Source organism: Neobacillus niacini, from assembly GCF_036961885.1.
Lineage (GTDB): Bacteria > Bacillota > Bacilli > Bacillales > Cytobacillaceae > Neobacillus > Neobacillus niacini_H.
In genome coordinates this window covers 26,764-51,634 of sequence record NZ_JBALNQ010000053.1, presented here as the reverse complement: position 1 = coordinate 51,634, position 24,871 = coordinate 26,764, and the positions used below count along the sequence as shown (strand labels likewise).

The 24,871-nt window shown below is 38.5% G+C and carries 25 protein-coding genes and 1 other annotated feature; of the genes, 2 read left to right on the top strand and 23 right to left on the bottom strand.

Going from position 1 to position 24,871, the window contains the following annotated elements; genetic code table 11:
- Window positions 1-98: 98 nt before the first annotated feature.
- Together V7124_RS20330 and V7124_RS20325 are read right to left on the bottom strand one after the other, a co-directional pair.
- Window positions 99-1,184: a M42 family metallopeptidase gene (locus V7124_RS20330; protein ID WP_335492842.1), complete on the bottom strand. Its 1,086-nt coding sequence runs from the start codon at window positions 1,182-1,184 to the stop codon at window positions 99-101.
- Window positions 1,185-1,245: 61 nt separating this feature from the next.
- On the bottom strand, window positions 1,246-1,737 hold the full coding sequence (locus tag V7124_RS20325) for a dUTP diphosphatase (protein ID WP_335492839.1): 492 nt from the start codon (window positions 1,735-1,737) through the stop codon (window positions 1,246-1,248).
- A 100-nt stretch (window positions 1,738-1,837) separates the two neighbouring features.
- Between V7124_RS20325 and V7124_RS20320 the strand changes: the two genes are divergently transcribed.
- On the top strand, window positions 1,838-2,218 hold the full coding sequence (locus V7124_RS20320) for a sigma-w pathway protein ysdB (protein WP_335492837.1): 381 nt from the start codon (window positions 1,838-1,840) through the stop codon (window positions 2,216-2,218).
- A 4-nt stretch (window positions 2,219-2,222) separates the two neighbouring features.
- On the opposite strand, the gene V7124_RS20315 is transcribed toward V7124_RS20320, so the two are convergent.
- The 12 genes from V7124_RS20315 to V7124_RS20260 form a co-directional block, all read right to left on the bottom strand.
- Window positions 2,223-2,810 carry a TVP38/TMEM64 family protein gene (locus V7124_RS20315; protein WP_335416222.1) on the bottom strand — a complete coding sequence of 196 codons (588 nt, stop codon included), beginning with the start codon at window positions 2,808-2,810 and terminating at the stop codon, window positions 2,223-2,225.
- Window positions 2,811-3,006: 196 nt separating this feature from the next.
- Window positions 3,007-3,270, bottom strand: coding sequence for a DUF1294 domain-containing protein (locus V7124_RS20310; RefSeq protein ID WP_335492833.1), 264 nt, complete (start codon window positions 3,268-3,270; stop codon window positions 3,007-3,009).
- Window positions 3,271-3,326: 56 nt separating this feature from the next.
- Window positions 3,327-3,683: a 50S ribosomal protein L20 gene (rplT, locus tag V7124_RS20305; RefSeq protein WP_335416217.1), complete on the bottom strand. Its 357-nt coding sequence runs from the start codon at window positions 3,681-3,683 to the stop codon at window positions 3,327-3,329.
- Between the two features lie 33 nt (window positions 3,684-3,716).
- Complete coding sequence (rpmI, locus tag V7124_RS20300; protein ID WP_034676880.1) at window positions 3,717-3,917, bottom strand: 50S ribosomal protein L35; 201 nt, start codon at window positions 3,915-3,917, stop codon at window positions 3,717-3,719.
- A 17-nt stretch (window positions 3,918-3,934) separates the two neighbouring features.
- Window positions 3,935-4,438, bottom strand: a complete 504-nt coding sequence (gene infC, locus V7124_RS20295) for a translation initiation factor IF-3 (RefSeq protein WP_335416212.1) — start codon at window positions 4,436-4,438, stop codon at window positions 3,935-3,937.
- 135 nt (window positions 4,439-4,573) lie between these two features.
- Window positions 4,574-4,705 (bottom strand) — a sequence feature (ribosomal protein L20 leader region).
- A 326-nt stretch (window positions 4,706-5,031) separates the two neighbouring features.
- A complete protein-coding gene (gene thrS / locus V7124_RS20290; protein WP_335492829.1) occupies window positions 5,032-6,969 on the bottom strand; it encodes a threonine--tRNA ligase in 1,938 nt (645 codons plus the stop codon).
- A gap of 599 nt (window positions 6,970-7,568) precedes the next feature.
- A complete protein-coding gene (locus V7124_RS20285) occupies window positions 7,569-8,441 on the bottom strand; it encodes a putative sporulation protein YtxC (protein ID WP_335492826.1) in 873 nt (290 codons plus the stop codon).
- 161 nt (window positions 8,442-8,602) lie between these two features.
- Window positions 8,603-9,532 (bottom strand): primosomal protein DnaI, encoded by a 930-nt coding sequence (gene dnaI / locus V7124_RS20280; protein ID WP_335492824.1) that lies wholly within the window; start codon window positions 9,530-9,532, stop codon window positions 8,603-8,605.
- A 13-nt stretch (window positions 9,533-9,545) separates the two neighbouring features.
- Window positions 9,546-10,931, bottom strand: coding sequence for a replication initiation and membrane attachment family protein (locus tag V7124_RS20275; RefSeq protein WP_335492821.1), 1,386 nt, complete (start codon window positions 10,929-10,931; stop codon window positions 9,546-9,548).
- Between the two features lie 54 nt (window positions 10,932-10,985).
- Window positions 10,986-11,447 carry a transcriptional regulator NrdR gene (gene nrdR, locus V7124_RS20270; RefSeq protein WP_045523558.1) on the bottom strand — a complete coding sequence of 154 codons (462 nt, stop codon included), beginning with the start codon at window positions 11,445-11,447 and terminating at the stop codon, window positions 10,986-10,988.
- Between the two features lie 84 nt (window positions 11,448-11,531).
- Window positions 11,532-11,930 (bottom strand): hypothetical protein, encoded by a 399-nt coding sequence (locus V7124_RS20265; RefSeq protein WP_335416192.1) that lies wholly within the window; start codon window positions 11,928-11,930, stop codon window positions 11,532-11,534.
- A gap of 148 nt (window positions 11,931-12,078) precedes the next feature.
- On the bottom strand, window positions 12,079-13,110 hold the full coding sequence (locus tag V7124_RS20260; protein WP_335416189.1) for a glyceraldehyde-3-phosphate dehydrogenase: 1,032 nt from the start codon (window positions 13,108-13,110) through the stop codon (window positions 12,079-12,081).
- Between the two features lie 209 nt (window positions 13,111-13,319).
- Between V7124_RS20260 and V7124_RS20255 the strand changes: the two genes are divergently transcribed.
- Complete coding sequence (locus V7124_RS20255; protein ID WP_335492815.1) at window positions 13,320-14,228, top strand: nuclease-related domain-containing protein; 909 nt, start codon at window positions 13,320-13,322, stop codon at window positions 14,226-14,228.
- A gap of 238 nt (window positions 14,229-14,466) precedes the next feature.
- Here the strand turns inward: V7124_RS20255 and coaE are convergent, their stop codons facing one another.
- The 9 genes from coaE to icd all read right to left on the bottom strand — a co-directional run bounded on the left by coaE (window position 14,467) and on the right by icd (window position 24,838).
- Window positions 14,467-15,069: a dephospho-CoA kinase gene (gene coaE / locus V7124_RS20250; protein ID WP_335492812.1), complete on the bottom strand. Its 603-nt coding sequence runs from the start codon at window positions 15,067-15,069 to the stop codon at window positions 14,467-14,469.
- A gap of 18 nt (window positions 15,070-15,087) precedes the next feature.
- Window positions 15,088-15,729: a sporulation membrane protein YtaF gene (ytaF, locus tag V7124_RS20245; protein WP_335492808.1), complete on the bottom strand. Its 642-nt coding sequence runs from the start codon at window positions 15,727-15,729 to the stop codon at window positions 15,088-15,090.
- Between the two features lie 106 nt (window positions 15,730-15,835).
- Window positions 15,836-16,663: a DNA-formamidopyrimidine glycosylase gene (gene mutM, locus V7124_RS20240; RefSeq protein ID WP_335492805.1), complete on the bottom strand. Its 828-nt coding sequence runs from the start codon at window positions 16,661-16,663 to the stop codon at window positions 15,836-15,838.
- Between the two features lie 45 nt (window positions 16,664-16,708).
- The gene (polA, locus tag V7124_RS20235; RefSeq protein WP_335492803.1) at window positions 16,709-19,342 is read right to left on the bottom strand and encodes a DNA polymerase I; all 2,634 of its coding nucleotides are present in this window, start codon (window positions 19,340-19,342) and stop codon (window positions 16,709-16,711) included.
- An 18-nt stretch (window positions 19,343-19,360) separates the two neighbouring features.
- Complete coding sequence (pnpS, locus tag V7124_RS20230; RefSeq protein WP_335492798.1) at window positions 19,361-21,124, bottom strand: two-component system histidine kinase PnpS; 1,764 nt, start codon at window positions 21,122-21,124, stop codon at window positions 19,361-19,363.
- Entirely contained in the window at window positions 21,121-21,837 is a 717-nt protein-coding gene (locus tag V7124_RS20225) for a response regulator transcription factor (RefSeq protein ID WP_335410822.1), read from the bottom strand. The genes pnpS and V7124_RS20225 overlap by 4 nt, the downstream gene beginning before the upstream one ends.
- A gap of 132 nt (window positions 21,838-21,969) precedes the next feature.
- Complete coding sequence (locus V7124_RS20220; protein ID WP_335410926.1) at window positions 21,970-22,446, bottom strand: MaoC/PaaZ C-terminal domain-containing protein; 477 nt, start codon at window positions 22,444-22,446, stop codon at window positions 21,970-21,972.
- A gap of 77 nt (window positions 22,447-22,523) precedes the next feature.
- Window positions 22,524-23,462: a malate dehydrogenase gene (gene mdh / locus V7124_RS20215; RefSeq protein ID WP_335492794.1), complete on the bottom strand. Its 939-nt coding sequence runs from the start codon at window positions 23,460-23,462 to the stop codon at window positions 22,524-22,526.
- Between the two features lie 107 nt (window positions 23,463-23,569).
- On the bottom strand, window positions 23,570-24,838 hold the full coding sequence (gene icd, locus V7124_RS20210) for an NADP-dependent isocitrate dehydrogenase (RefSeq protein WP_335492791.1): 1,269 nt from the start codon (window positions 24,836-24,838) through the stop codon (window positions 23,570-23,572).
- Window positions 24,839-24,871 lie beyond the last annotated feature (33 nt).

The window sequence follows — 24,871 nt, the reverse complement described above, 5'->3', positions numbered from 1 at the left end:
CGCCATCCGCAACTAAATCTCGCCATCCGCCAGTATTCACCCGCCATCCGCCAGTATTTACGAAAAAATCCCAACATCATGTTGAGGATCTTAAATCTTTATTCATAGGTAATTTTATCAACGGTTTCACGGTTTAGTCGCTTGATGACTTCTACAATCAGCTTCACTGCATTTTCATAGTCATCGCGATGGAGCATCGCTGCATTCGTATGAATATATCGAGTTGCAATGGTAATGGCAATCGACGGAACACCGTGATGAGCTAGATGGATAGGACCTGCATCCGTTCCACCTCCAGGGATGGCATCAAATTGGTACGGGATATTCAATTCATCTGCTAAATTGGTAATAAAGTCGCGCAAACCTTTATGTGCCACAAGGGTAGCATCATATAAAATAATTTGCGGACCTTTCCCCATTTTGCTCATTGCTTCTTTTTCAGAAATTCCCGGCGTGTCTCCTGCAATACCTACATCGACTGCAAAACCAATATCCGGATTAATTTTTTCAGCAGAAGTCTTTGCACCGCGCGAGCCAATCTCTTCTTGGGTGGTTCCTAGGCCATAAACCTCATTCGGATGGTCCATACCTTTTAATTGCTTCATTACATCAATGGCAATCGCACAGCCAATTCGGTTATCCCATGCTTTTGCTAAAAGCATTTTTTCATTTTTCATAACGGTAAATTCGAAATATGGTACGACCATGTCACCTGGAAGGACACCCCATCCAAGAGCTTCCTCGCGGCTTGATGCACCAATATCAATAAACATATCCTTTATGTCTACCGGTTTCTTGCGAGCTTCTACCGATATAATGTGAGGAGGCTTGGAACCGATGACACCAATGATATCCCCTTTATTTGTAACCACCGTGACGCGTTGTGCCAGCATGACCTGTGACCACCAGCCGCCAACAGGTTGGAAACGAATAAAACCCTTATCATCAATTTGAGTAACCATAAAGCCTACTTCATCTAAGTGACCAGCCACGATAATTTTTGGCCCGCCCTCTTTTCCAACCTTCTTAGCGATTAAACTGCCAAGACCGTCTGTCGTTACTTCATCCGCATATGGTGCTATGTATTTCGTCATTACTTCGCGAACTTCCCTCTCGTTGCCGGGAATTCCATTGGCATCCGTTAAATCCTTTAACATCGTTAAAGTTTCATCTAATTTAGCCATTGCTTCGCCCCCTTTATGTATGTTAGACATTCATTATACAGAAAATAATGATGATATTCAGCTAATAGTTATTCTGCTGTCTTTGATAATTTACTTCATTTTTTTCAAAATATGCCTTTTCTAATTCTTCGTAGGTGATACCTAGCAGTGTACCTAACTGTATATAGGTTTCAAGCAGTTTTTTAAAGTCAACATTACTCTTTGTATTTTTAAAAATATTTACCTTTTCATAAATCAATAAAAATTGTTCTGAAACAGTTAATCCTGATGGTTCATTCGTAAGTGAGTAGTGTAAATCCTGGTACCCACATTCAATACCAAGCGATAAAATAAAATGGACTCCATCAACAAACTCCTCTAAGATAACGTCTTTTTCAGATGATGGCTTAATACTCCAAAATTTGAAACAGCGGGTTTCATTCGCCAATTCACCTAATTCTACAAGTAACGCAAGCACCTTCCTATTAAATAAATCCTCATCCTGTAATTCATGTTTTTCTTCAATATGCTGATCCAACGCTTGCTGCATTCTAAACAATTTCTCAAATTGCATTTTTTTCACTCCCTCTGCAAAATTATATCAAAGTATGGAAAGAATGAAACTTTTCTCTTTCTATTTCGTATAGTAGGTAAAAGTACTAGGAGGCATAACCATGGTTTGGCTGCTACGCTTGGTGTTACTATTATTAATTGCTTTCATTTTATTTGTAACAATTAAATTCCTCCTCAAACCAACACGGAAATTGGAAGCAGCACGGAAACACAAACGTTTCTTGCTATTAGATAACGATGAGGTCATAAAAAATTTTCAACTTACCTATAATGGAGCCGTATTTACGGGAGAAAAATATTTAGGTGCAACAAAAAACGCAATAGATGTTGTTTCCATTTCACTTTGGCCAAATCAGAACACTTCCATTACCGGGATGACTAAGGAAGACTTTTATTTTATTGAGGAAAAAATTCACGAAAAGTATCCTGTTGCCGAAATCCATTGGAAAAGTCCCATCCATGAATTTTTGCATCAAAAATAGCCGCTTACCCAGCGGCTTTTTCTTTTGTTCTTTTAAAAAAGACATTCCATTTAATCACATTTTGTTTTTCTCGCAACAAATAAACGAGACAAGTTAACCCAATTAGGATCAATACGATAAAAGAAGGGGTAAGCGTGCTGATGTACTCACCAAAAATGGTGCAAACAAAAGCAATTGGAATATTTGATAGGAGCGACGCCTTCATGTATTCTTTAAATCTTGGTTTTCTTTGTTTTAAACAAAAGCTTAATAGGTGGTAGTGTACAAATGGAATAAGTCTTAAAATAGTTATTTGACCAACCGTTAAGTTTCGATACTCACCGAACCAACGATTTTTAATTTTAATGATTCGTTCCTGCGTTTTCGGCATTTTATCAATAAAAACATAGAAAAGGATACTAACCCCCATTAAGCCAATAACTGAATAAGTAGTTCCCCACACCGTCCCAAAAAGAACTCCTCCCGCGATAACCACAACCGATACAGGAATAAATAAGAACGATCGCAACAAATGAAAGAGAATGAATGCCACCGGAGCAAAAATCCCCCCAGCTTCCACCATGATTAATAGCAAAGACAGATTCTCATTCATTATCATGCCCCCTGGGTTTTAAACTTTGTTCTGAATCCAGCTCCAGCGCCTAGCCCCTCGGGGTCATAAGCCATTCCGTCATGAAGGTTAAAGAACAACCTTCCTGCCGGCTCGGCCTTATGCCTGTCGGGGCTAAACAAGGCGCTTCCACTTTTTGTTGATAGTAAAGCTTATAGAAAGGGGCAAGCTGTTATGTCTATATCGTTAAAAAATAACCCAATAGTATGATTTCTGCTACAGCTAGAATAGGAAAACCAAATTTAAAGGATAAATGCTTTGTTTTATGTCGATACCTCTGCATTCCCACCGTTGTACCAACAGCACCGCCCAACAGAGCTATCAGCCACAGGGTATTTTCACTAATGCGATATTGCTGTTTTTTTGCTCGGTCTTTATCTACTTTCATCACAAGCAGTCCAATTAGATTCATGATGATATAAACCAGTAAAATGGAAGGCATTTTCCCCATCTCCCCTATAGAAAAAACCATCCTCACATGGAGAATGGCTTAATGAATTATTTCTGTTGTTGTTTTGCAACGTTTGCTAATTCAGTAAATGCTGCTGCATCGCTTACTGCTAATTCAGCAAGCATTTTGCGGTTTACTTCGATACCAGCAAGCTTTAAGCCATGCATTAAACGGCTATAAGAAAGTCCGTTCATACGAGCTGCTGCGTTGATACGAGTAATCCAAAGTCTACGGAAGTCGCGCTTCTTATTGCGACGATCGCGGTATGCATACATAAAAGATTTCATAACCTGTTGGTTAGCTACCTTATATAATATATGTTTTGAACCATAATAACCTTTTGCTAATTTAATAACTTTTTTACGACGCTGACGCGTTACTGTACCGCCTTTTACACGTGGCATTGAATTTCCCTCCTATATATCAATCGTTCGAGATTACTTAAGATTTGTTAATAAGAAACGAATGCGTTTGAAATCGCCTTTAGAAACAAGGGACGCTTTACGAAGCTTACGTTTAGCTTTTGTTGATTTGTTTGCAAATAAGTGGCTAGTATATGCGTGTGAACGCTTCAGTTTACCAGAACCAGTTTTCTTGAAACGCTTTGCAGCGCCACGGTGAGTTTTCATTTTTGGCATTGGGATAGTCCTCCTTATTACTTTTCAGTTTTAGGTGCTAGAACGAGGAACATGCTTCGTCCATCCATTTTCGGATGAGACTCGATGGTTGCAACTTCCTTACACTCTGCAGAAAAACGGTCTAACACACGCTGACCTATTTCTTTATGGGTAATCGCCCGGCCCTTAAAGCGGATTGAAGCTTTTACCTTGTCGCCTTTTTCCAAAAACTTAATCGCATTGCGAAGTTTTGTATTAAAGTCATGCTCATCAATTGTTGGGCTTAGACGAACTTCTTTCGTTACAATAATCTTTTGGTTCTTTCGAGCTTCTTTTTCTTTCTTTTGAGTCTCGAATTTAAATTTGCCATAGTCCATAATTCGGGCTACCGGAGGCTTCGCATTTGGTGCAACTAGTACCAAATCAAGATTTACTCGACCAGCAATCTCCAGCGCTTCAAATTTTGTTTTAATCCCCAGTTGTTCGCCGTTTTGATCAATTAGGCGAACTTCGCGAGCGCGAATACCCTCATTTAATAACATGTCTTTGCTAATAATTAGCCACCTCCAAGGTTTTAACGAATACAACTTTCGGGTCAAGTTAATCAACAGACTGACTATTGACACATTCGCTGATTCGGCAATAAATGAACAACGTTTAGATGCTTTGTTTTTTACAACATAAAAAAAGTGCGGATGCAAACACCCACACTTTACGAAACAAAAGTAATAAACTAAAAAGTTCACGTAAAACCTGCCAACTGCCAATTGCGTCAATCAGGTGAGAAGCGGGTGCTTCTTCTTTTCCCAAAACTAGTATTCAATTTTCCTTAGTTAATATAACATAAGCAAAGACGTTATGTCAAACATGCATTTCATATGACAACAAAATTCATTCTAACAAGAAACGAAAAATTATTCAATAGAAATATTTTCTTTTTTCGCCGTTGTTAACTAGTCTGTTGATTTCCGTTCCAGGCACTTCGCTTTCCGCAGGCGGTTCGGGAAGCCTCCTCGGCGCTAAAGCGCCTGCGGGGTCTCCCCTGTCCCGTCCTCCTGCAGGAGTCTTCGTGCCTTCCACTTCAATCAACAGAGTGCCAAAACATTCATCTTTACACAGCTTTTTTTAAAAAAAATTATCCTCTTTTTACTTCTGCAAGTAGAGATTCAAGGAACTGCCCAAATGGCACAGTTTCTGATTTTTGTTCGCCGTATTTGCGGACGTTTACGGCATTTTCTTCTACTTCCTTGTCACCGACAACAAGCATATATGGAATTTTTTGCATTTGTGCTTCACGAATTTTGTAACCGATTTTTTCATTACGTGCATCCAAATCAACACGGAAGCCTTCGTTTTGAAGCTGTTCCTGTACCTGCTTTGCAAAGTCATAATGTGCTTCTGGTGAAACAGGAATGACTTGAACTTGGACCGGAGCTAACCACGTTGGGAATGCACCTTTGTATTCTTCAATTAGAAAGGCAACAAAGCGTTCCATTGTCGACACCACTCCACGGTGAATAACGACTGGACGGTGCTGCTTGCCATCCTCGCCGACATACGTTAAATCAAATCTTTCAGGAAGCAAGAAATCTAACTGCACAGTTGAAAGAGTCTCGTCCTTACCTAAAGCAGTTTTTACTTGGACGTCAAGCTTTGGACCATAGAAGGCTGCCTCTCCCTCTGCCTCATAATACTCCAGACCAAGGTCATCCATTGCATCCTTTAGCATACCTTGTGCTTTTTCCCACATCGCATCATCATCATAATACTTTTCAGTATCTTGTGGGTCGCGGTAGGAAAGTCGGAAGGAATAGTCATTTAGGTCAAAGTCTTTGTAGACAGCAAGAATTAAATTAACAACGCGTTTAAATTCATCTTTAATTTGGTCTGGTCGAACAAATATATGAGCATCATTTAAAGTCATCCCGCGAACACGTTGCAGTCCTGATAATGCTCCAGACATCTCATAGCGGTGCTGTGTTCCAAGCTCCGCAATTCGAATGGGAAGTTCACGGTAGCTGTGAATGGCATTTTTATAGACCATCATATGGTGCGGGCAGTTCATTGGACGAAGAACCAATTGCTCATTATCCATCTCCATTACCGGGAACATATCCTCCTGGTAGTGATCCCAGTGACCTGAAGTTTTGTATAAATCCACACTTCCCATGATTGGAGTGTATACATGGTCATAGCCAAGACGCTGCTCTTTATCGACAATGTATCTTTCAATTACACGGCGAATGGTTGCTCCTTTTGGAAGCCATAACGGCAAACCTTGTCCAACTAATTGTGAACTTGTAAAAAGGCTCAACTCTTTACCAATCTTACGGTGATCCCGCTCTTTTGCTTCTTCTAATAAGCGAAGATGCTCAGCCAAATCCTCTTTCTTAAAGAAAGCAGTTCCGTAAATACGCTGGAGCATTTTATTTTTGCTGTCACCGCGCCAGTATGCACCAGCAATGCTTAACAATTTAAATTCTTTAATTTTTCCAGTTGACGGAACATGGACGCCCCGACAAAGGTCAGCGAAATCACCTTGCTCGTAGATGGTAACTGTCTCCTCATCAGGGATCGCTTCGATGAGTTCAAGCTTGTAAGGATCACCAGCTGCTTTGAAGAACTGCACTGCTTCTGCACGGCTTACTTCTTTACGGACGATTTCGATATTTTCATTAACGATTTTCGCCATTTCTTTTTCAATTCTTGGAAGGTCCTCTGGAGTAATCGATTCATCAAGGTCGATGTCATAATAAAATCCACCTTCGATAACGGGTCCTACACCCAGGTTTACCTCTTTACCATACAGCCTTTTAATCGCTTGCGCCATTAAGTGTGCTGTACTATGACGCAAAATCTCTAAGGCATCCTTTGAATCAGGGACAACGATTTCTATTGAACCGTCTTCTACAATCGGACGGCGAAGATCAAATAATTGACCATTCCATTTCCCGGCAATCGCTTTTTTCTTCAGTCCCGGGCTGATGGAAGCGGCAATATCTTCCGTTGTTGTTCCACGAGGGAACTCCTTTACTGCTCCATCTGGAAACGAAATCTTAACAACGTTTGACATGGTTTTTCCTCCTTTTAATTTAAAAGTCATTTTTGACTTAGTTTACTGTCCAGCTTCAGCGCCTAGTGGCTCGGGGTCATAAGCCAATCCGTCAAGAAGGTTAAAGAACAACCTTCATGCCGGCTCGTCTTATGCCTGTCGCCCCTGGGCACTAAGGAAAGCTCCTTAGAATAATCCTCGCAGGAACAAGCTGCGCTTGTTCCGAAGGCGCTTCCGCTTTTCTAATGAAAAATAAAAAAACCCGTCCCTGGAAAAGGGACGAGTTTAATAAACACGTGGTTCCACCCAATTTTTCATTTTTAAAAATAACATAAAAATGACTTTAGGACAGGGTAACGGGCTGTTTCCCGTCAGACGATTACTCACTTCAAAGAAGCGTTCACCGCTGAAGTTTAAAGGTGGTAAGCATTCAATCCGTGCTAGGAGGCTTTCAGCCAGGTCCTCCCTCTCTGGTAACCGTGAATAAATACTTTTGTCCTTATCATTACTTTTGCTTGATATATTGATGTCTAGCTTCAGTATTTCGTACTATGTACGTAATTATAATGATTCTATTTTCAAAAATCAATACACCAAGCACACAATTATGACAAAATTTTTCAAGCCCCATTTTCGTTTGCAGTATTTTCTAGTTGATTCCATTCTTTCGCATGCCGTAAACCCTTGTATGTTTTTATCGTTACTCTTTCTTCAAAAATATTCTTGATGGTCCGGACAAGCGGTTCTTCTGGTGTTTTTGTATAGAGTAAAATTCTCTTAGGGGCTATCGATAAAAGAGGGGCAATGGATGCAGAATCTACATACACGGGATGATTAAACAACAGCTTCCGGTCGATCATTCTCACCAGGTCACCTCTTTTTATCTCCATGAACTGTTCATCAAAAAATGTGATTTCCTCATCAAACAAAAGATGGAGCGTGTCCATTTTCGGTTCACGGCCAGATAAGAAATCCCTCAATGTATGAATAAATATTTGATACTCCTGCTCCATTTTATATTCGTCAATCGATATTTCCACATAACTCTCTAGCATCTTAAAATAGGGACGCATGCGGAATTTTAGAAAGGAATCAAACGAAAATGAAACATGCTCTTGGAAAATTTCATCAATGACTTCCCTTATTTTTGATACATCTCCATTTTCCTTAATTAAAATAGCCAGGTCCTTGCGCTGCCCTTCAAGAACGGAATAAATAATCTCCATAATGTGCTGCTGCTCTTCTAAATCCTCATAATAATATTGCTGTTGTAAAATAGCTCTAAACCAGTCATCAAGCTTTATTTTTACAATAAATTGATAAAAGGCGTCTTTGACCGCTTCAACTTCTACTTTGTTTTCTGAAATCTTTACTATATGTCGATCTTCTAAAAGAAGAATATCTAGATTATTTGGATTAAAACGTAAATACTCTAGCAAGTGATCATAAAATCTTTTCGCATCCATCCTGCTTCGGAAGATGATTTCTGCCAAACAAATCCCCCCTCTGACACATACTCTGTTTTACTATTTATATGGGGGTCTTGACCAAAATAGAAGTTTGTTAAGGCTCTTTTCTTAAACTAAGTTGTTTTTATCACAAAACAAACTTTGTAAAAAAAGGACTACCGAATATAACTCGGTAATCCTTTTAATTAATCTCTTCGGTTAGGTCCATCTACTAGAATTGGTTCACTTAAACTACGAATTCTTTCCAATATTCTTTTTGCTTTCATTTTTTCCTCTTCACCACGCTGGCTGTAGGTTAAATGGTGCTCCAACCCTTGCAAGTCGAAATTAGAGGTAAAGAAGGTCGGAAGCTTTTCAAGCATTCTAAACTGAAGGATCGGTCCAAGTACCTCATCTCGTGTCCAGCTAGAAACAGCTTCGGCACCAATATCATCAAGCATCAAGATAGGTTCTTTTTTAAGTGCTTCAATTTTTTCATTTAAGGTTGAATCACCAATTGCACTTTTCATTTCGCGCATCAGCTCAGGAACATAAACAATCATTGTGGAGATTTGTTTTTTCGCCAGTTCATTGGCGATGGCTCCTAATAAAAAGGATTTACCAACTCCAAACTTGCCATGCAGATATAATCCTTTAGGTTTAAGACCAGCCTCATAATTCATTAAAAAAGTGCCAGTCTTATCAGCTGCATCCATACGACCTAAGTCACTTTCAAACTCCTCAAAGGTAGCTTCCAAAATATCTTTCGGTACATATAGACTTTTGATTAGTTTTTGGTTCTTCTTTTGTTCATCAGCCATTACTTTCCTCGGGCATCGCTTATAAACCACATCAATCGAGTTGCGAACAAGCACCAAATCAGGATGATAGCCTTTCATGAAATTAATACAGCCATCAAGACTCTCGCACTGATTACATTCTTTACTCTGCTGGGTATATTCATAAAGCTTACTCATGCTTTTTTCAATGGTGGTTTGATCAAGCTTATTTTGATGTTCTGTCAGAAATGCCTTGATATCCGGATGGTTCATCACTTGCTGCCGCTGCTCTTCATAGCGTTTCTGAAAGCTTTCGCTAGAGGCTAGACGCTTAAGTGTTCGATTTATTTTTTCCAATTACCCTCACCCCCTATTTACGAAAGGCTTTTAGCTTTTCTTCAAATGCACGCTTTTTTGCTTCAAGCTCTATGTCATTATCTTTTGTTTGTTCTTTGACAGGATCTTTTCCTGTTTCATCAAACCAATCAGGTAATACCTCTGTCCGAATAGGTTTTTTAGCCGATCTTCCTGTTTTTTTACTCTCTTTAACACTGCGCTCTTCTTTCAGTGCTGCTTCCATCGCTTCCTTAACGGTTTTTATCTTTAATCGAGCCCAATGACTTGCAATCGATTCAACAAAGTTCTTTGTAAACTTCATATCTGTTTTTCTTAGAACAACCTCAATCAATACATTTACAACACCAGGGGGAAGTTTGTATTTAATCATGATTTCCTCTAATATTTTTAAATTGGAAACAGAAGGCTCTACACCACCTGAAAGTTCTTTAAAAATCACGATAGGGGGTGTCGTTTCATAATAACGAATTAATTTTTCTTCCTGCGTTTTCGGTTCTGTTAATTGGACCTGGTGTACAGCAGGCTGAGTTCTATTAATAAGACTCGGAAGTTGATCATAATTTTCAAATTGGTACCAATCACGCGCACCTTTTCTAAGATCTTCAATATCAATTTCATCCTTTTCATTGATGGCCCCTAAGATAAAATTTTTCATTTCAATAGGGCTAATCCCATATAGAAAGGCAAGGTTGCTAATAACCTCTTTTACCTTATTGGTTAGCGCTTTTTGCGGAACCAATGACTCATTAAGACCTGCCAATAACATATCGAAATCAAAGGTATTGGTATCAATTTGAATGGTTTTTTGATCCTGACGGCCAATAAATTCTTGATTTGCTTCTGCCTCTAAATCTTCTGAATGGTCTTGCATATACTGGAGGCTACCAGGTGTTGCCGAAGCAAACACATCCTGAAAGGCCCTAGTTACTTCTAAATAGTCTTCATCGACCGGCTTTTGCTTATCGCTAAAAAATCGTTTTAGACGCGCAAAGTGATTTTTCCCGATTTTACGATATAAATAAATATTTAACATTCCATCGAGAAAAAATTGCTCTGGATTTAAGGGCGGATTCATTTCATAGATAAAAGACCGACCACTTTCATCTGATTTTACATATGTTTTTAATAATCCAATTCCCTCAAGCTTCAACCTAGCTTCATATATATCCTTTAAGTTGATACTTAACAAATTCATTAATAAATGATGGGTGGAGGATTCAGACCACAATCTATTTTCTTCAAGCTCTGCCCAGAGAGTCATGTACAAGCTTAAGCAAGTGGAGCCAATTAAGGGCTGATACAGAAAAGTCAACACTTTGCGATCATATTCATGCAGCAATCCATTAGACGTAACAGAATAACGATCAATCGGAATCAATTCCTGCCAATGTTGCGCCATTTTCATTCACCCTTTTAAAAAAGTAATAAAGAGCCAAAGACTTTCTTCAGCTCCCTAGGATTTCTCCTTGTTTATCAATTCCTTTAATTCTTGAATAAAAACATTTATATCCTTAAATTGACGGTAAACAGACGCAAAGCGTACATAAGCAACCTCATCAACATGTGCGAGTCTGTCCATCACCATTTCACCGATCAATTCACTTTTTATTTCTGATATCCCTTGACTGCGAAGTTCCTTTTCTACCCCTTGGGTAATATCCTCAAGCTCTTTTAAAGCTACAGGGCGCTTTTCACAAGCTTTTATTAAGCCGCGTAAAATTTTATCACGACTGAATTCTTCCCTCGTACCTTCCTTTTTGACGACAATAAGTGGAATTTCTTCAATCTTCTCGAATGTTGTAAATCGATAACCACATTCTTCGCACTCACGCCTTCTTCGGGTTGCGCGACCCTCATCAACTGGCCGGGAATCAAGCACACGTGTACCATAATTTTGACATGAAGGGCACTTCATTTGATCAACTCCCAAATCAATCCATTCGTAAGTAAAAGTATCTATTATTATCTTAGTAGATAGAAAACGGTAACACAAGAAGTATTATGAGTTTTTTCCACTTCTTAAAAGTGTATGTATTTTGTTAATTTTCTCGTAATAAGAAATAAGCCTTTTTCTTAAAATAGGCTGCAAACCAATGGGCGAAAATTTTTCAGAAGAAATATTAAAGTCTACCGCCGTTTCCATTGGCTTCGCAGAAACCACCGTAACGATTAGAAAACAAGGAATCGGTTTATTGATTTCAACAGCAATTTCCCCATGGTCTTTCGAAACAGTTGTGATTCGACAATCTGCGTCCTGTCTAAATAGATCTTCAACGGATTTAAATAGCTGGTTGAAGGTCGCTTTATAATAATGGGTAGTTAAGGTACTATCTTTTTGATGATCTGAAGTTTCGATTTGTTTCCTGAAACGGATAAAAAAATTGCCGAACATTGACATAATTGCCTCCAAATTAATCTTTTTCTTTAGTTTACAATACTTTTAGAAAAAAATAAAAGGTGTGTGCTTAAATATACCGATCATTACCTTTCAAGGATAGATAAAAAGCTACAAAAAAAATGCTGTCCATCGACAGCATTTTTCCATTTTATCCAACTTTGACTTGATTGCAATTCGCCATTAGATGTGCAACATGTAAGGTTAGATCGACCACTCGGGAAGAATAGCCCCACTCGTTATCATACCAAGCAAGTACTTTTACTTTTCTGTTCCCCATTACCATTGTTGATAGTCCATCAATGATAGCAGAGTTCGGATTTGTTTTGAAATCAACTGATACAAGCGGTTCCATTGTAAAGTCAACAATTCCCTTTAAAGGACCATTTTTTGCTTCGATAAAAGCTTGGTTAATTTCATCAATTGTGACATCCTGTTTCAAATCAACTACTAAATCTACTAATGAAACATTTGGTGTAGGCACTCGAAGAGACATCCCGTGCAGCTTACCTTTTAACTGAGGTAATACAAGTGACAAGGCTTTAGCAGCCCCAGTTGAAGTAGGGATGATAGATTGTCCACACGCTCTAGCTCTCCGCAAATCTTTATGTGGATTATCAATGTTGTTCTGATCATTTGTATAAGAGTGTATCGTTGTCATTAGCCCGTTTTCAATTCCAAACTTTTCATCCAGCACTTTTGCAACGGGAGCGAGACAGTTTGTCGTACAAGAAGCATTGGAAATCACATCATGATGGTTGATATCAAGTATATCTTCATTTACTCCCATTACAATTGTGATATCCTCATTTTTACCCGGTGCAGTAATGATAACTTTTTTTGCTCCTGCATCTAAGTGGAGGCTCGCTTTGTCACGTGAGTTGAATTTACCAGTTGCCTCGATAACCACATCAATATTTAATTCTTTCCATGGAAGCTGCTCTGGATTTCGATTATTTAATAATTTTACACGTTTACCGTTTACAATCAGCTCTTCGTCCAACGCAATGATATCACCTTGAAATGGTCCATGGACCGTATCATATTTAATTAAATGAGCTAATGTTTCTGCCGGATAGCTCGCATTAATAGCAATAATATCAAGCTTATTTTCAAGGATCGCTTTTCTAAAAACCATCCTCCCAATTCTCCCAAAACCATTAATCGCAACTCTCGCTTTCATTTCACGGCCCCTTCCGCAATAATGTTATACTGTTTAACTCAATTCGATGTAATTAGTATAACATATTTAGATGAAATAGCGATATATAATGTGCGGATTTTTTAAAAATGTTTCTAATCCGGATAACTTGTTAACAAAACGTCCAAGAAGTTTGAGTCACAAAGATGGACTATTTGTATAAAATTAGAGTTAGAGAAAGGGAGTGGGAGATGTTAAAAAAAGGGCGGCCTATACCAGCCGAATTGATTGTATTACGAATTTTGAATGACAAAATGGAGTTTTCTGAAAAAGAAAAGCTTCACCTTTATAATCAAGAAAAAGGGTATGAGGGGGAAGTGAAGTTTGACGAAAAGACTGCAGGGCTAGAAAATGATAATTTGATTCTTAATGATTTGTTACTTGAAGTAGGTGAATCCTTATTTCAAATTGACACGTTGATTATTTTTTCCGGAGTTATTTACCTGATTGATGTGAAATATTATGAAGGAGAATATTATTATGATGAAGAAGGATTGTTTAAAAAGAAAACTGGAAGCGAAAAAAAGGACCCTATGCTTCAGTTGAAAAGATGTCATTCCTTGTTCCGCCAATTACTCCAAAAATATGGATATACTTATCCTACTGAAGCATACTTGGTTTTCAACAACCCCGAATTTACTTTATTTCTACCAAGTCAAAATCCACAAATCATTTTACCTACACAAATAAATTCCTTTATAAAAAAACTAAAAATGATAACTTCGAGGTTGAATGAACGGCATTCGAAACTTGCTGACTTATTAATTTCCTTGCATATAACTGATAATCCTTACACTCGGTTACCGAAATATAATTATGACAAATTGAAAAAGCAATTAACCTGTTGTAATTGTCACTCATGTTCTCTATCCGTCTCTAGATCGAAAATAACCTGTAACCATTGTGGTTCCGAGGAACGTGTTGAAGCTGCCGTACTCCGGGGTGTGGATGAAATGAGGATCTTGTTTCCTGGGATAAAGATTACAACTAATCTTGTTCATGAATGGTGTGGAGTGATAGGACCAAAAAAGAAGATTAGAAAAATATTATTGAAAAAGTTTGTGCTATTGGGACATGGTAAGTATTCGTATTTTGTGTAAAAGATAAAATTACCTTAAAACCTTTTCATGAAGCCCATTTTTGCGTTTTCACAATGATTTTTGGCCTCATGAACCTATCATGAGGTCCATTTTTACCTTCCATCACTGATTTTGGGCTCCATGAACACTTCATGAGGCCCATTTTTACCTACCAACGCTAAATTTGGGCTTCATGAACCCCTACCCTCACAGACAATCCTGCCAAAAACACAAAAAAGAAGAGGATCCCCCTTCTTTTTTACGTTGCACTTTCCCATTTTTGTAAAATCTCAATAAGCTGTTCCCGTGTTTTTTCGACTAGACCATTATTATCAATAACCGCATCAGCTAATGCAACTTTTTCCCCAAGAGGCATTTGTGAGTTTACTCGTGCCTCCGCCTCTTTAAAAGAGAGATCATTTCTCTCCATGAGTCGCTGCAATTGGACACCCCTATCAACAAATACCAAGATGGTTTTTTCGACTATCGATGTTAATTTACTTTCAAATAGCAGCGGAATATCGAGGACAATGACTTTTTCTCCTCGAGACTTAGCTGCATCTACTTGGTCATTCATTCTTTTTCTAACCTCTGGATGAACAATGCTATTCAAGAGCTGTCGTTTCTCAGTGTTATGAAAAATGATGGAACCGAGTTTCTGCCTATCAATTTCTCCGTTAGGCAATACAATCTCATCACCGAAATCAGCGACAATTTTCTGATAGGCGGGTTCCCCTTTTTCAACAGCAAGGCGGGCTTCTACGTCTGCATCAATAACTGCAATATCCATTTCTTTTAACATATTCGAAACTGTACTTTTTCCACTGGCTATTCCGCCTGTTAAACCGATTACTAGTGACATACTGTTATCCTTTCAATCTCATATTTTCCAAATGCCAATGATAATTAATAAAATCCCTGGTAAAATCGCAAACTTTTGGACCCAATTAAATTTATGAAAAAAAGCACCACTTTTTATTCCTAAAAGAACAAATAAAGAACTCATGACGGCAACGCTGACAGCCAGATAGAAGGGGGAGAATCCAAGCATAACGGCGCCTATTCCTGCACCAAATGCATCAATGGATAAGGCAAATCCCAACATGAATGCCTCGATTCCAGTTATCGTACCCGAACGGTCAAAGTCTGCTGACATTGGTTTTTTTAGAATGTTTATCGCTATCCCTAAAGAGCGAATTTCAAAATTAACAATTAACTTTTCATGTTCAAGCAGATCGGAGTCCTTTTCTTTTTCAGGTCGATAAAATTGATACAATACCCATGCTCCGAGAGCAATTAAAATAAATCCCCCAAGACTTGCCGTTATGGTCGGTGAAAAAATCTTCGCTAAGCCATGGCCAATTGACACTGCAATCATTAAAGATATTGCTGAACAAGTGGCAATGATGAGTACTGATTTAAGCGGCAGTACCATTTTTCTAAGTCCATACGTAAACCCCACGCTAAAGCTATCAAGACTGAGAGCAAAAGCCAGCAGGAGAAGTGAGAACAAGTGAAACATGATATCTAGGCTCCTTCCGTCAATCACTACGATAGTATATGGAAGGAGCCTATCCTTTGTTATTGGTTGTTAAGAAAAGAGCCTTGTTATTAAATTGTCAATCCACTTAAAGCTTTTGGCAGTTCGGGCAGAAATGTGTCCCTCTTCCGCCTACTTTCGTTTTTTCAAGGGGCCGGCCACAGTTTTTACAAGCTTCTCCTTCGCGTCCATAGGCAAATAATTCGAGCTGGAACATTCCAATCTCACCCTGAGAATTCACATACGAGCGAATCGTACTTCCACCTTTTTTAACTGCTTCATCTAATGTCCTAACAATTTCTTGATGAAGTAACGCTAGTTCCGATTCACTTAAAGAATTAGCAAGCCTTTCAGGATGAATACCAGAGCGAAACAATGCCTCGTCCACATAGATGTTACCCAGTCCCACAAAGACTTTTTGATCTAAGAGGGCAGGTTTTATCTTCCGATTTGTCTTTTTCAGTTTTACCGTCAAATACTCAACCGTAAACTCCTCTGAAAAAGGCTCTGGTCCAAGGTCAATCAGCGGAGGTTTTTGAAATTCCTCCCCCTTTTTAAATAAGTGCATCGTTCCAAATTTTCGCACATCGCGATACCGGAGCTCACTTCCATCGGAAAAGTGGAAGATGACATGCGTATGCTTATCAGCTGGCTCTTCACTTGGATAAAGCCCATATTTCCCTTCCATTCTTAAATGGGAAACTAAGGCGTATGTTGTTGTGTAGATAATTAAAAACTTTCCACGTCTGCCGACATCCTCAATCGTTTCTCCCTTAAGGGCATCAGTAAATTGCTCCACCTCTACGGGATTTTTAATCATTTTCGGCCAGTGAACGGATACATTTTCAATCTGTTTATGCAAGGTTAGATTTTTTAACGTCTTTCGTACTGTTTCTACTTCTGGCAGCTCTGGCATATATTAAGTCCTCCCTGAATGCTATCCTAGCATCACTGCAGCTATCTACTTCGCGTCAAACCATGTTGGTCCATAAGAATAGTCGACTTTTAATGGCACTTTTAATTCAAGGGCATTTTCCATAACATCGGGAACTAATTTCTTAAGTGTCTCAATTTCCTCTTCGGGTGCTTCAAAGATGAGTTCATCATGCACTTGGAGAAGAAGTCTTGTTTTTAAGCCATAATCCTTCAAAGCATCAGCCATATCAATCATCGCTTTTTTGATAATATCGGCTGCACTTCCCTGAATCGGTGTGTTCATCGCCGTTCTTTCGGCAAAGCTTCTAACATTAAAATTACGAGCAGTAATCTCGGGAATATATCTTCTTCTTTGAAGAAGAGTTGATACATAGCCTTTTTGTTTAGCCGAGTGAATAATGTCATCCATATAATCTTTCACCCCTGGATAGCTGGCAAGATAGCGGTCAATAAATAGACCTGCTTCCTTACGTGTGATTCCTAAACTTTGGGAAAGACCATAATCACTTATTCCATAGACGATGCCAAAGTTAACGGCCTTAGCCTGCCGTCTCATATTCGAGGTTACCTCTTCAGCACTCACGTGGAATACATCCATTGCCGTTTTTGTGTGAATATCAAGATCATCTTTAAATGCTTGAATCAGTTTCTCATCCCCAGCAATATCAGCTAGTACTCTTAGTTCGATTTGCGAATAATCGGCTGCAAAAATGATCCAGCCTGGTTCAGAAGGGACAAAGGCTTGGCGGATTTTTCGCCCCTCTTCCAAGCGAATCGGGATGTTTTGTAGATTTGGATCGATCGAACTTAATCTGCCTGTTGATGTTAATGTCTGCTGATATCGTGTATGAATTTTACCTGTCACTGGATGTATCACTTTCAGCAGACCTTCTATATAGGTAGACTGAAGCTTTCCTAGCTGTCTGTAAGTAAGAATATACTCAATGATTTCATGATCATTTGCTAATTTCTCCAAGACATCTGCTGAAGTAGAATATCCTGTTTTTGTTTTCTTAAAAGGTGGCAGGTTTAGCTTTTCAAATAAAATCACACCTAATTGCTTAGTTGAGTTAATGTTGAACTTTTCACCTGCCAAATCGTAAATAATACTTTCGATTTCAACAAGCCGTTCATGTATCTCGCCGCCCATCTTATGCAAGCGTTCTTTATCCACTTTAATTCCGCAGGACTCCATATCAGCTAAAATGAGTGATAATGGCATTTCAAGCTCAGTAAACAATCCATATTGTTCATTTGTTTTTAACTCATCTTCCAGCTTTTGCTTTAAATCAAACATAGCAAGACTTTTGCGAACAAGGTGCTCAGCTAATAGAGTGTCTTCCGGTATTTTCCTCTTAGCGCCTTTTCCATAGAACGACTCATCTGATTGGATGGTGAACCCATATTTCTTAGCGATGGTCGAAAGATCATCAATCGATTCAGTTGGATTAATAATATAAGAAGCCATTAACGTATCGAAATTGACCCCTTTTAGATGAATATCATGCCTTCTAAGGGATACTTCTGTACGCTTTGCATCATAAACATTTTTCTTTTTTGATGCATCTTCAGCCCATTTTTTAAAACTATCGGACTGGAGGGCTAATTCAGTTGGTAAATAATAATATCCATGTTCATTTACAATCGAAAACCCAAGAATATTTGCGTAATGGTAATTATCTTCGAGCATTTCAACGTAGAAATGATTATCATCTGCAAACATATCATCTGTAATCAATTCAGGTGTTTGGAACTCTATTTCTTCAAGTTCAACCTTTTCTATATTAGCTGTGTCGCCGCCTAACTTTTCCAATAAGGAATGAAAGCCAAGTTCTTTATATAATGCAACAACTTTTTCTCTTTCAAAACCCTCGAAAGCAGCATTTTCTACAGATACTTCGACCGGTGCCTGCCTTTCAATTGTGGCAAGCTCCTTACTCATTTTTGCTTGCTCTTTAAATTCTTCGAGCTTTTCTTTTAATTTATTTCCCGCCACTTGATCGATGGACTCTAGTAATTTCTCTAGGGTAGAAAATTCCTTCAGCAGCTTAATCGCCGTTTTTTCTCCGACACCAGGTACCCCTGGAATATTATCTGAAGGATCGCCCATTAACCCTTTCATATCGATAATTTGCTCCGGGGTTAACCCATACTTTTCCATTACATGTTCAGGTGTATATACCTCGATATCGGTAATTCCTTTACGGGTAATTCCGACAGTCGTATGTTCAGATGAAAGCTGTGTTAAATCTTTATCACCGGAAATGACTTTAATTTCATAGCCTTCTTTTTCGGCAGATAATGAGAGCGTTCCAATGATGTCATCCGCTTCATAATTTTCAAGCTCATAGCGCTTTATCCCATACGCATCTAGAAGTTCACGAATATAGGGGAATTGTTCAGATAGTTCGGGCGGTGTTTTTTGCCTTCCACCTTTATACTCTCCAAAAGTTTTATGTCGGAACGTGGTTTTCCCAGCGTCGAATGCAACGAGTATATGGGTTGGCTTTTCATCTTCCATAATCTTATTCAGCATCATGGTAAAACCATATACTGCGTTGGTATGGACACCTTTATCGTTATTTAATAGGGGCAGTGCAAAAAAAGCACGGTAAGCAATACTGTTCCCATCTATTAACACTAACTTCTTCTTTTCCATTCATTTACCCCTTTCAAGTTAATTCATATATTTATGTAGTTCGATAATAAACTCACTGCCTTTGCCAAGGGTGCTTCTTACTGTAATGTTTCCATGATGTGCATCTACTAAGTGCTTTACAATTGCTAAACCTAAGCCAGTCCCGCCAGAATCTCTGCTTCTTGCGCGGTCAACACGATAAAACCGTTCAAAAATCCGCGGAATTTCCTCTCTTTTTATTCCTATGCCTGAGTCTTTTACATGTATTTTCACGGTTTTTTCATATTCAAAAAGAGAAATTTTTATATATCCTTTTGCCGGGGTATATAGGATCGCATTATTAACTAAATTAATTATTACCTGCTTTAAGCGGTCATGGTCTCCTTGTATATATAATTCTTCCCTCTTATAATCAAGCTCCAGTCGAATATCCTTCGATAATGCTTTTTTGTTAAGCATGGTAATGACTTCATTAATTAATTCGGACAGATCAAAGTCCTGTATGTTAAGTTGAAATTCCTGCTGTTCAATTTTTGAGAAATCAAGCAGGTCTTGAATAAGCGATTGCATTCGGTCGCTTTCCTTATAAATTATCGATAAAAATGCTTCAAGTGTATCTTTATTGTTCATCGCACCATCTAACAACGTTTCAGTAAAGCCTTTAATAGAGGTAACAGGCGTCTTTAATTCATGGGATACATTCGCTACAAAATCTTTTCTCATTTTTTCAAGTTTCTTTAACTCCGTAATATCATGGAAAACAAGTAATACGCCTTTCCACACATTATTTGTCCCAATAATCGGTATCCCATGCACATCAAAGTATCTTCTTTCAATGCCCAACGGAAAACGAAGTTGTTTTCTGACCTTTTGTTCCGTACGGAAAACTTCCCCAATTACACTTCGGATTTCTTCCTGCTCAATTATTTCGTAATATAAATAATTTAAGTAATCTGATGTATTCACGTGAAAGATTTCGATGTAGCCTTTATTAATTAGATTTATGAATCCGCGGCTGTCAATCAGTAGCAGCCCAGCACCCATATTTTCTATCAGTGCACTTAAACGATCTTGTTGTATTTCTTGAACCCTGCTCATTTCTTCTAGATTTCTAGCCAACACATTGATGGAACTGCTTAACATACTCGTCTCGTTTATTTCGTCATTTTCTATTCTAGCCCGGTAATTTCCTTTCGCCAATTCCATTGCCACATTCGTAGCAGCTTCAATTGGTTTGGAATATCTAGAGGTTATTCGATATCCAAGATATATAAAAACAATGAGCGCCATCACAAGACTAATCATTACAATCCACCAAATTTGTCCGTATGCTTTTTTAAGTTCATCCGTTTCTGAAATGATAAACAGATATCCTTCATTCTCACCTGCTTTTAGTATCGGTTTCCAGGAATAGTGTAAATCGTAATTATCTTGCTCTACTAGCTTCGTTTCATTTTTTGCTTTCTCTTTTAGAACCTCATTGATATTTTCTTTTATACCCTTACCATTGGACTGGTCCTTTTCCCCGCTATCAAAATAAATAATTCCTTTGGTATCTGTAATAGCAAGCCTGACATTTAGCATGCGACTTATATCCATCACTTCATCTTCATTGATTGAGTTTACTCCACCGTTATTTTCAAAATACATTTTTAGGAGAGTGCCCTCTCTATTTAATCTTTCATTATATGTATCAAGGTAGTTACTTTTAAAAAGCTGACCTAGTATGATGCCCAATCCCACTAAGCCAATAATAATTAAGGATATTAGGGCAAAAAGGAGCTTTGAGCGGAATTTGTTCATTCCCCTTTCGGCTCCTCAAGCTTATATCCCAGCCCACGGACAGTTTTAATATAAGCAGGTTTTCTCGTATCCTCTTCAATTTTTTCCCGTAGGTGTGAGATATGAACATCTACAATACGAGTATCTCCAGCAAATTCATAATTCCATACAGCACTTAATAATTGGTCACGGGTTAACACACGATTTTTATTTTGTGCTAAATAATGCAGCAATTCGTATTCCTTCAGCGTTAATTCTAATTGCTGATTATTAAAATACGCTTCATATTTTTCTGGGAAAATTTGAAGCTTCCCGACGATAATTACGGAACTATCCAGAAGTTCCCCTTCATTGGTATTTGTCTGTATTTGAATTCTTCTTAAGATTGCCTTCACTCGTGCAACCACTTCTCTTGGGCTAAATGGCTTAATCATATAATCATCAGCACCGAGCTCAAGTCCCAATATTTTATCAAACTCATCATCTTTAGCGGTTAACATTAGAATTGGAGTCATGATTTTTTGCTGTCGAAGCTGTTTGCATACTTCAATTCCATCTAGTATTGGCAGCATAAGATCTAAAACAATAATATTAGGTGCCATTGTTTCTGCTAATTGTTTGCCCATTAGGCCATCCATTGCCGTAATGACTTCAAAACCTGCTTGTTCCAAATTATATTGAAGCAATGTTACAATTGATTGTTCATCGTCTACAACTAGTACTTTAGTTTTCATAGTAACCCCCGAAAATAATTTCAATTTCGCCACCTTTTTCTATTATAGTATAGAACCAAAAAGATTACCTACAATCAAACTTGACGACAAAAAAAGGAATGCCAGGTGCATCCCTTTACTAACTTGAAGGTATTAAAAATTATCTAATACATTCCCATCCATGCCACCTAAACGATAAGGAGGACAAACTTTCACTTTTCCAGTAATAACAGCCTCGTCTTTTTCATTTGTACCAACAACCGTTATCAACACAGTATGATCATCCTGATTTACTTCTACAACCTCCAGCAATAACTGGACAGTTGCATAATGGTATACAGGTTTAGGAAATTGGATATCTTGGCTGACGATATGACTTCCAGGGCCGGGTAAATACTTTGATATTGCTGAGGTAATCATTCCAGTGAGCAAAATACTAGGAACAATTGGTTTTTTGAATGGTGTTTGGGTTGCATAGTCATGCTGAATAAATAACGGATTTGCATCATCTGTTAAGCCTAAATACAGGAGAATGTCTTTATCCTCAACTTTTTCAGTAAGAGCTAGTTTTTCTCCAACTGACATTTCTTTTATTTCTCTGCCTAGTTTTCTTTTCTTCCCTAAAAGCAATCTTGCCACACTCCTTTTGTAAACGGTTTCAATTTGTAGAAAAAAATTCGGGGAATTAGTCCCCGAATTTCTATCTCTTAAACTAATACTTTCATTACATTTTGAACAGACTCAACGGATTTGTCTAGTGCAGCTTTTTCTTCTGCTGTTAGTTCAAGTTCAATAATTTTTTCAATTCCGTTTGCTCCTAGGATGGTTGGTACCCCAAGATAAATGCCTTCATAACCAAATTCTCCTTCAAGATACGCAATGGAAGGAAGAATGCGACGTTGGTCTTTTAAAATTGCTTCACACATTTCCACTAGTGATGCTGCAGGTGCATAATAAGCACTGCCGTTACCTAAAAGGTTTACAATTTCGCCGCCGCCTTTTCTAGTACGCTCAACTATGGCTTCTAACCGGTCTGTTGAAATTAATGTTGCTAACGGAATCCCACCAGCATATGAATACCGTACAAGTGGTACCATATCATCACCATGGCCGCCTAATACAAAGCCCGTAATATCTTTGACAGAAAGGTTTAATTCTTGTGCTACGAAGGTCCGGAAACGTGCCGTATCCAGTACACCTGATTGCCCAATTACACGATTTTTCGGGAATCCTGACTCTTGATATACAGTATAAGTCATTGCATCAACTGGGTTCGTTAAAACCAGGATTGTACAGTTTGGTGAGTATTTGACGATTGACTGTGTAACACTCTTCATTACTTTTTGGTTTGTTTGAACTAGATCATCACGGCTCATTCCAGGCTTACGAGCAATACCTGCAGTAATAACTACGATATCAGAGTCACGAGTATCCTCGTAATTCGATGTACCAGTGATATTCGCATCAAAACCTTGAACTGGACTAGCCTCAAGCATATCTAAGGCTTTTCCTTTTGTTGGGTTTTCTGCTTGTGGAATATCAACTAGCACGATATCACCTAACTCCTTTTGTGCCAGTAAGAAAGCTGTTGTTGCTCCAGTGAAACCGCCGCCAATTACAGAAACTTTTTTACGTTTTAATGACATTATTACCTCTCCCCTTTGAAAGTATTAATTCATTATGCAAAAGGGCTGTTGAAAACAGCCCTAATTGTCCTTGTCCAGTTTCAACACTTATGCGATGAGGTTTCCAATTATTCCATATTCTTAATTAATTCATCTGCAAATTCAGATGTTTTAACTTCTGTTGCTCCGTCCATCAAACGAGCGAAGTCATAGGTTACTACTTTAGAAGCGATTGTTTTCTCTACTGATTTAATAACCATAGTAGCCGCTTCGTTCCAGCCTAAGTGCTCAAGTAGTAATACACCTGAAAGGATAACAGATGAAGGATTTACTTTATCAAGTCCTGCATATTTTGGTGCAGTACCATGGGTTGCTTCAAAAATGGCGTGTCCAGTTTCATAATTGATGTTTGCTCCTGGTGCGATTCCGATTCCACCAACTTGTGCTGCAAGAGCATCGGAAATGAAATCTCCATTTAAGTTCATGGTTGCAACTACATCAAATTCACGCGGACGTGTGAGGATTTGCTGTAAGAAAATATCAGCAATCGCATCTTTCACAACAATTTTGCCTGCTGCTTCAGCATCAGCTTGTGCTTTGTTTGCAGCGTCAGTTCCTTGCTCAGCTTTTATGCGGTCATATTGAGCCCATGTAAAGACTTTATCACCAAATTCTTTTTCAGCAAGCTCATAACCCCAGTTTTTGAACGCGCCTTCAGTATATTTCATGATATTTCCTTTGTGTACAAGCGTTACAGATTTACGGCCTTCTTTAATTGCATAATTAATAGCTGCACGTACAAGACGAGTTGTTCCTTCCTCAGAAACTGGTTTAATACCGATACCTGAAGTTTCAGGGAATCTGATTTTCGTAACACCCATTTCATTTTGTAGGAAGTCGATTACTTTTTTAACGGCTTCTGTACCTTTTTCATATTCGATTCCAGCATAGATATCCTCTGTGTTTTCACGGAAGATAACCATATCCGTATCTTGAGGGCGCTTTACTGGAGAAGGTACCCCTTCAAACCATCTCACTGGACGTAAGCAGACAAATAAATCTAACTCTTGACGAAGGGCAACGTTCAATGAACGGATACCGCCGCCAACAGGTGTTGTAAGTGGACCTTTGATTGCAATCAAATATTCGTTGATGACATCAAGAGTCTCTTTTGGAAGCCATTCACCCGTTTGGTTAAAAGCCTTTTCACCAGCAAGAACTTCCTTCCAAACGATTTTACGCTCACCTTTATAGGCTTTTTCAACGGATGCATTTAATACTCTCTCAGAAGCTGCCCAAATATCTGGGCCGATTCCGTCACCCTCGATAAATGGTATTACTGGATTGTTTGGTACATTTAATACTCCATTAGTTACTGTGATTTTTTCGCCTGACATGATTTCTTTCTCCCTCCTGTATGTAAAAAAACA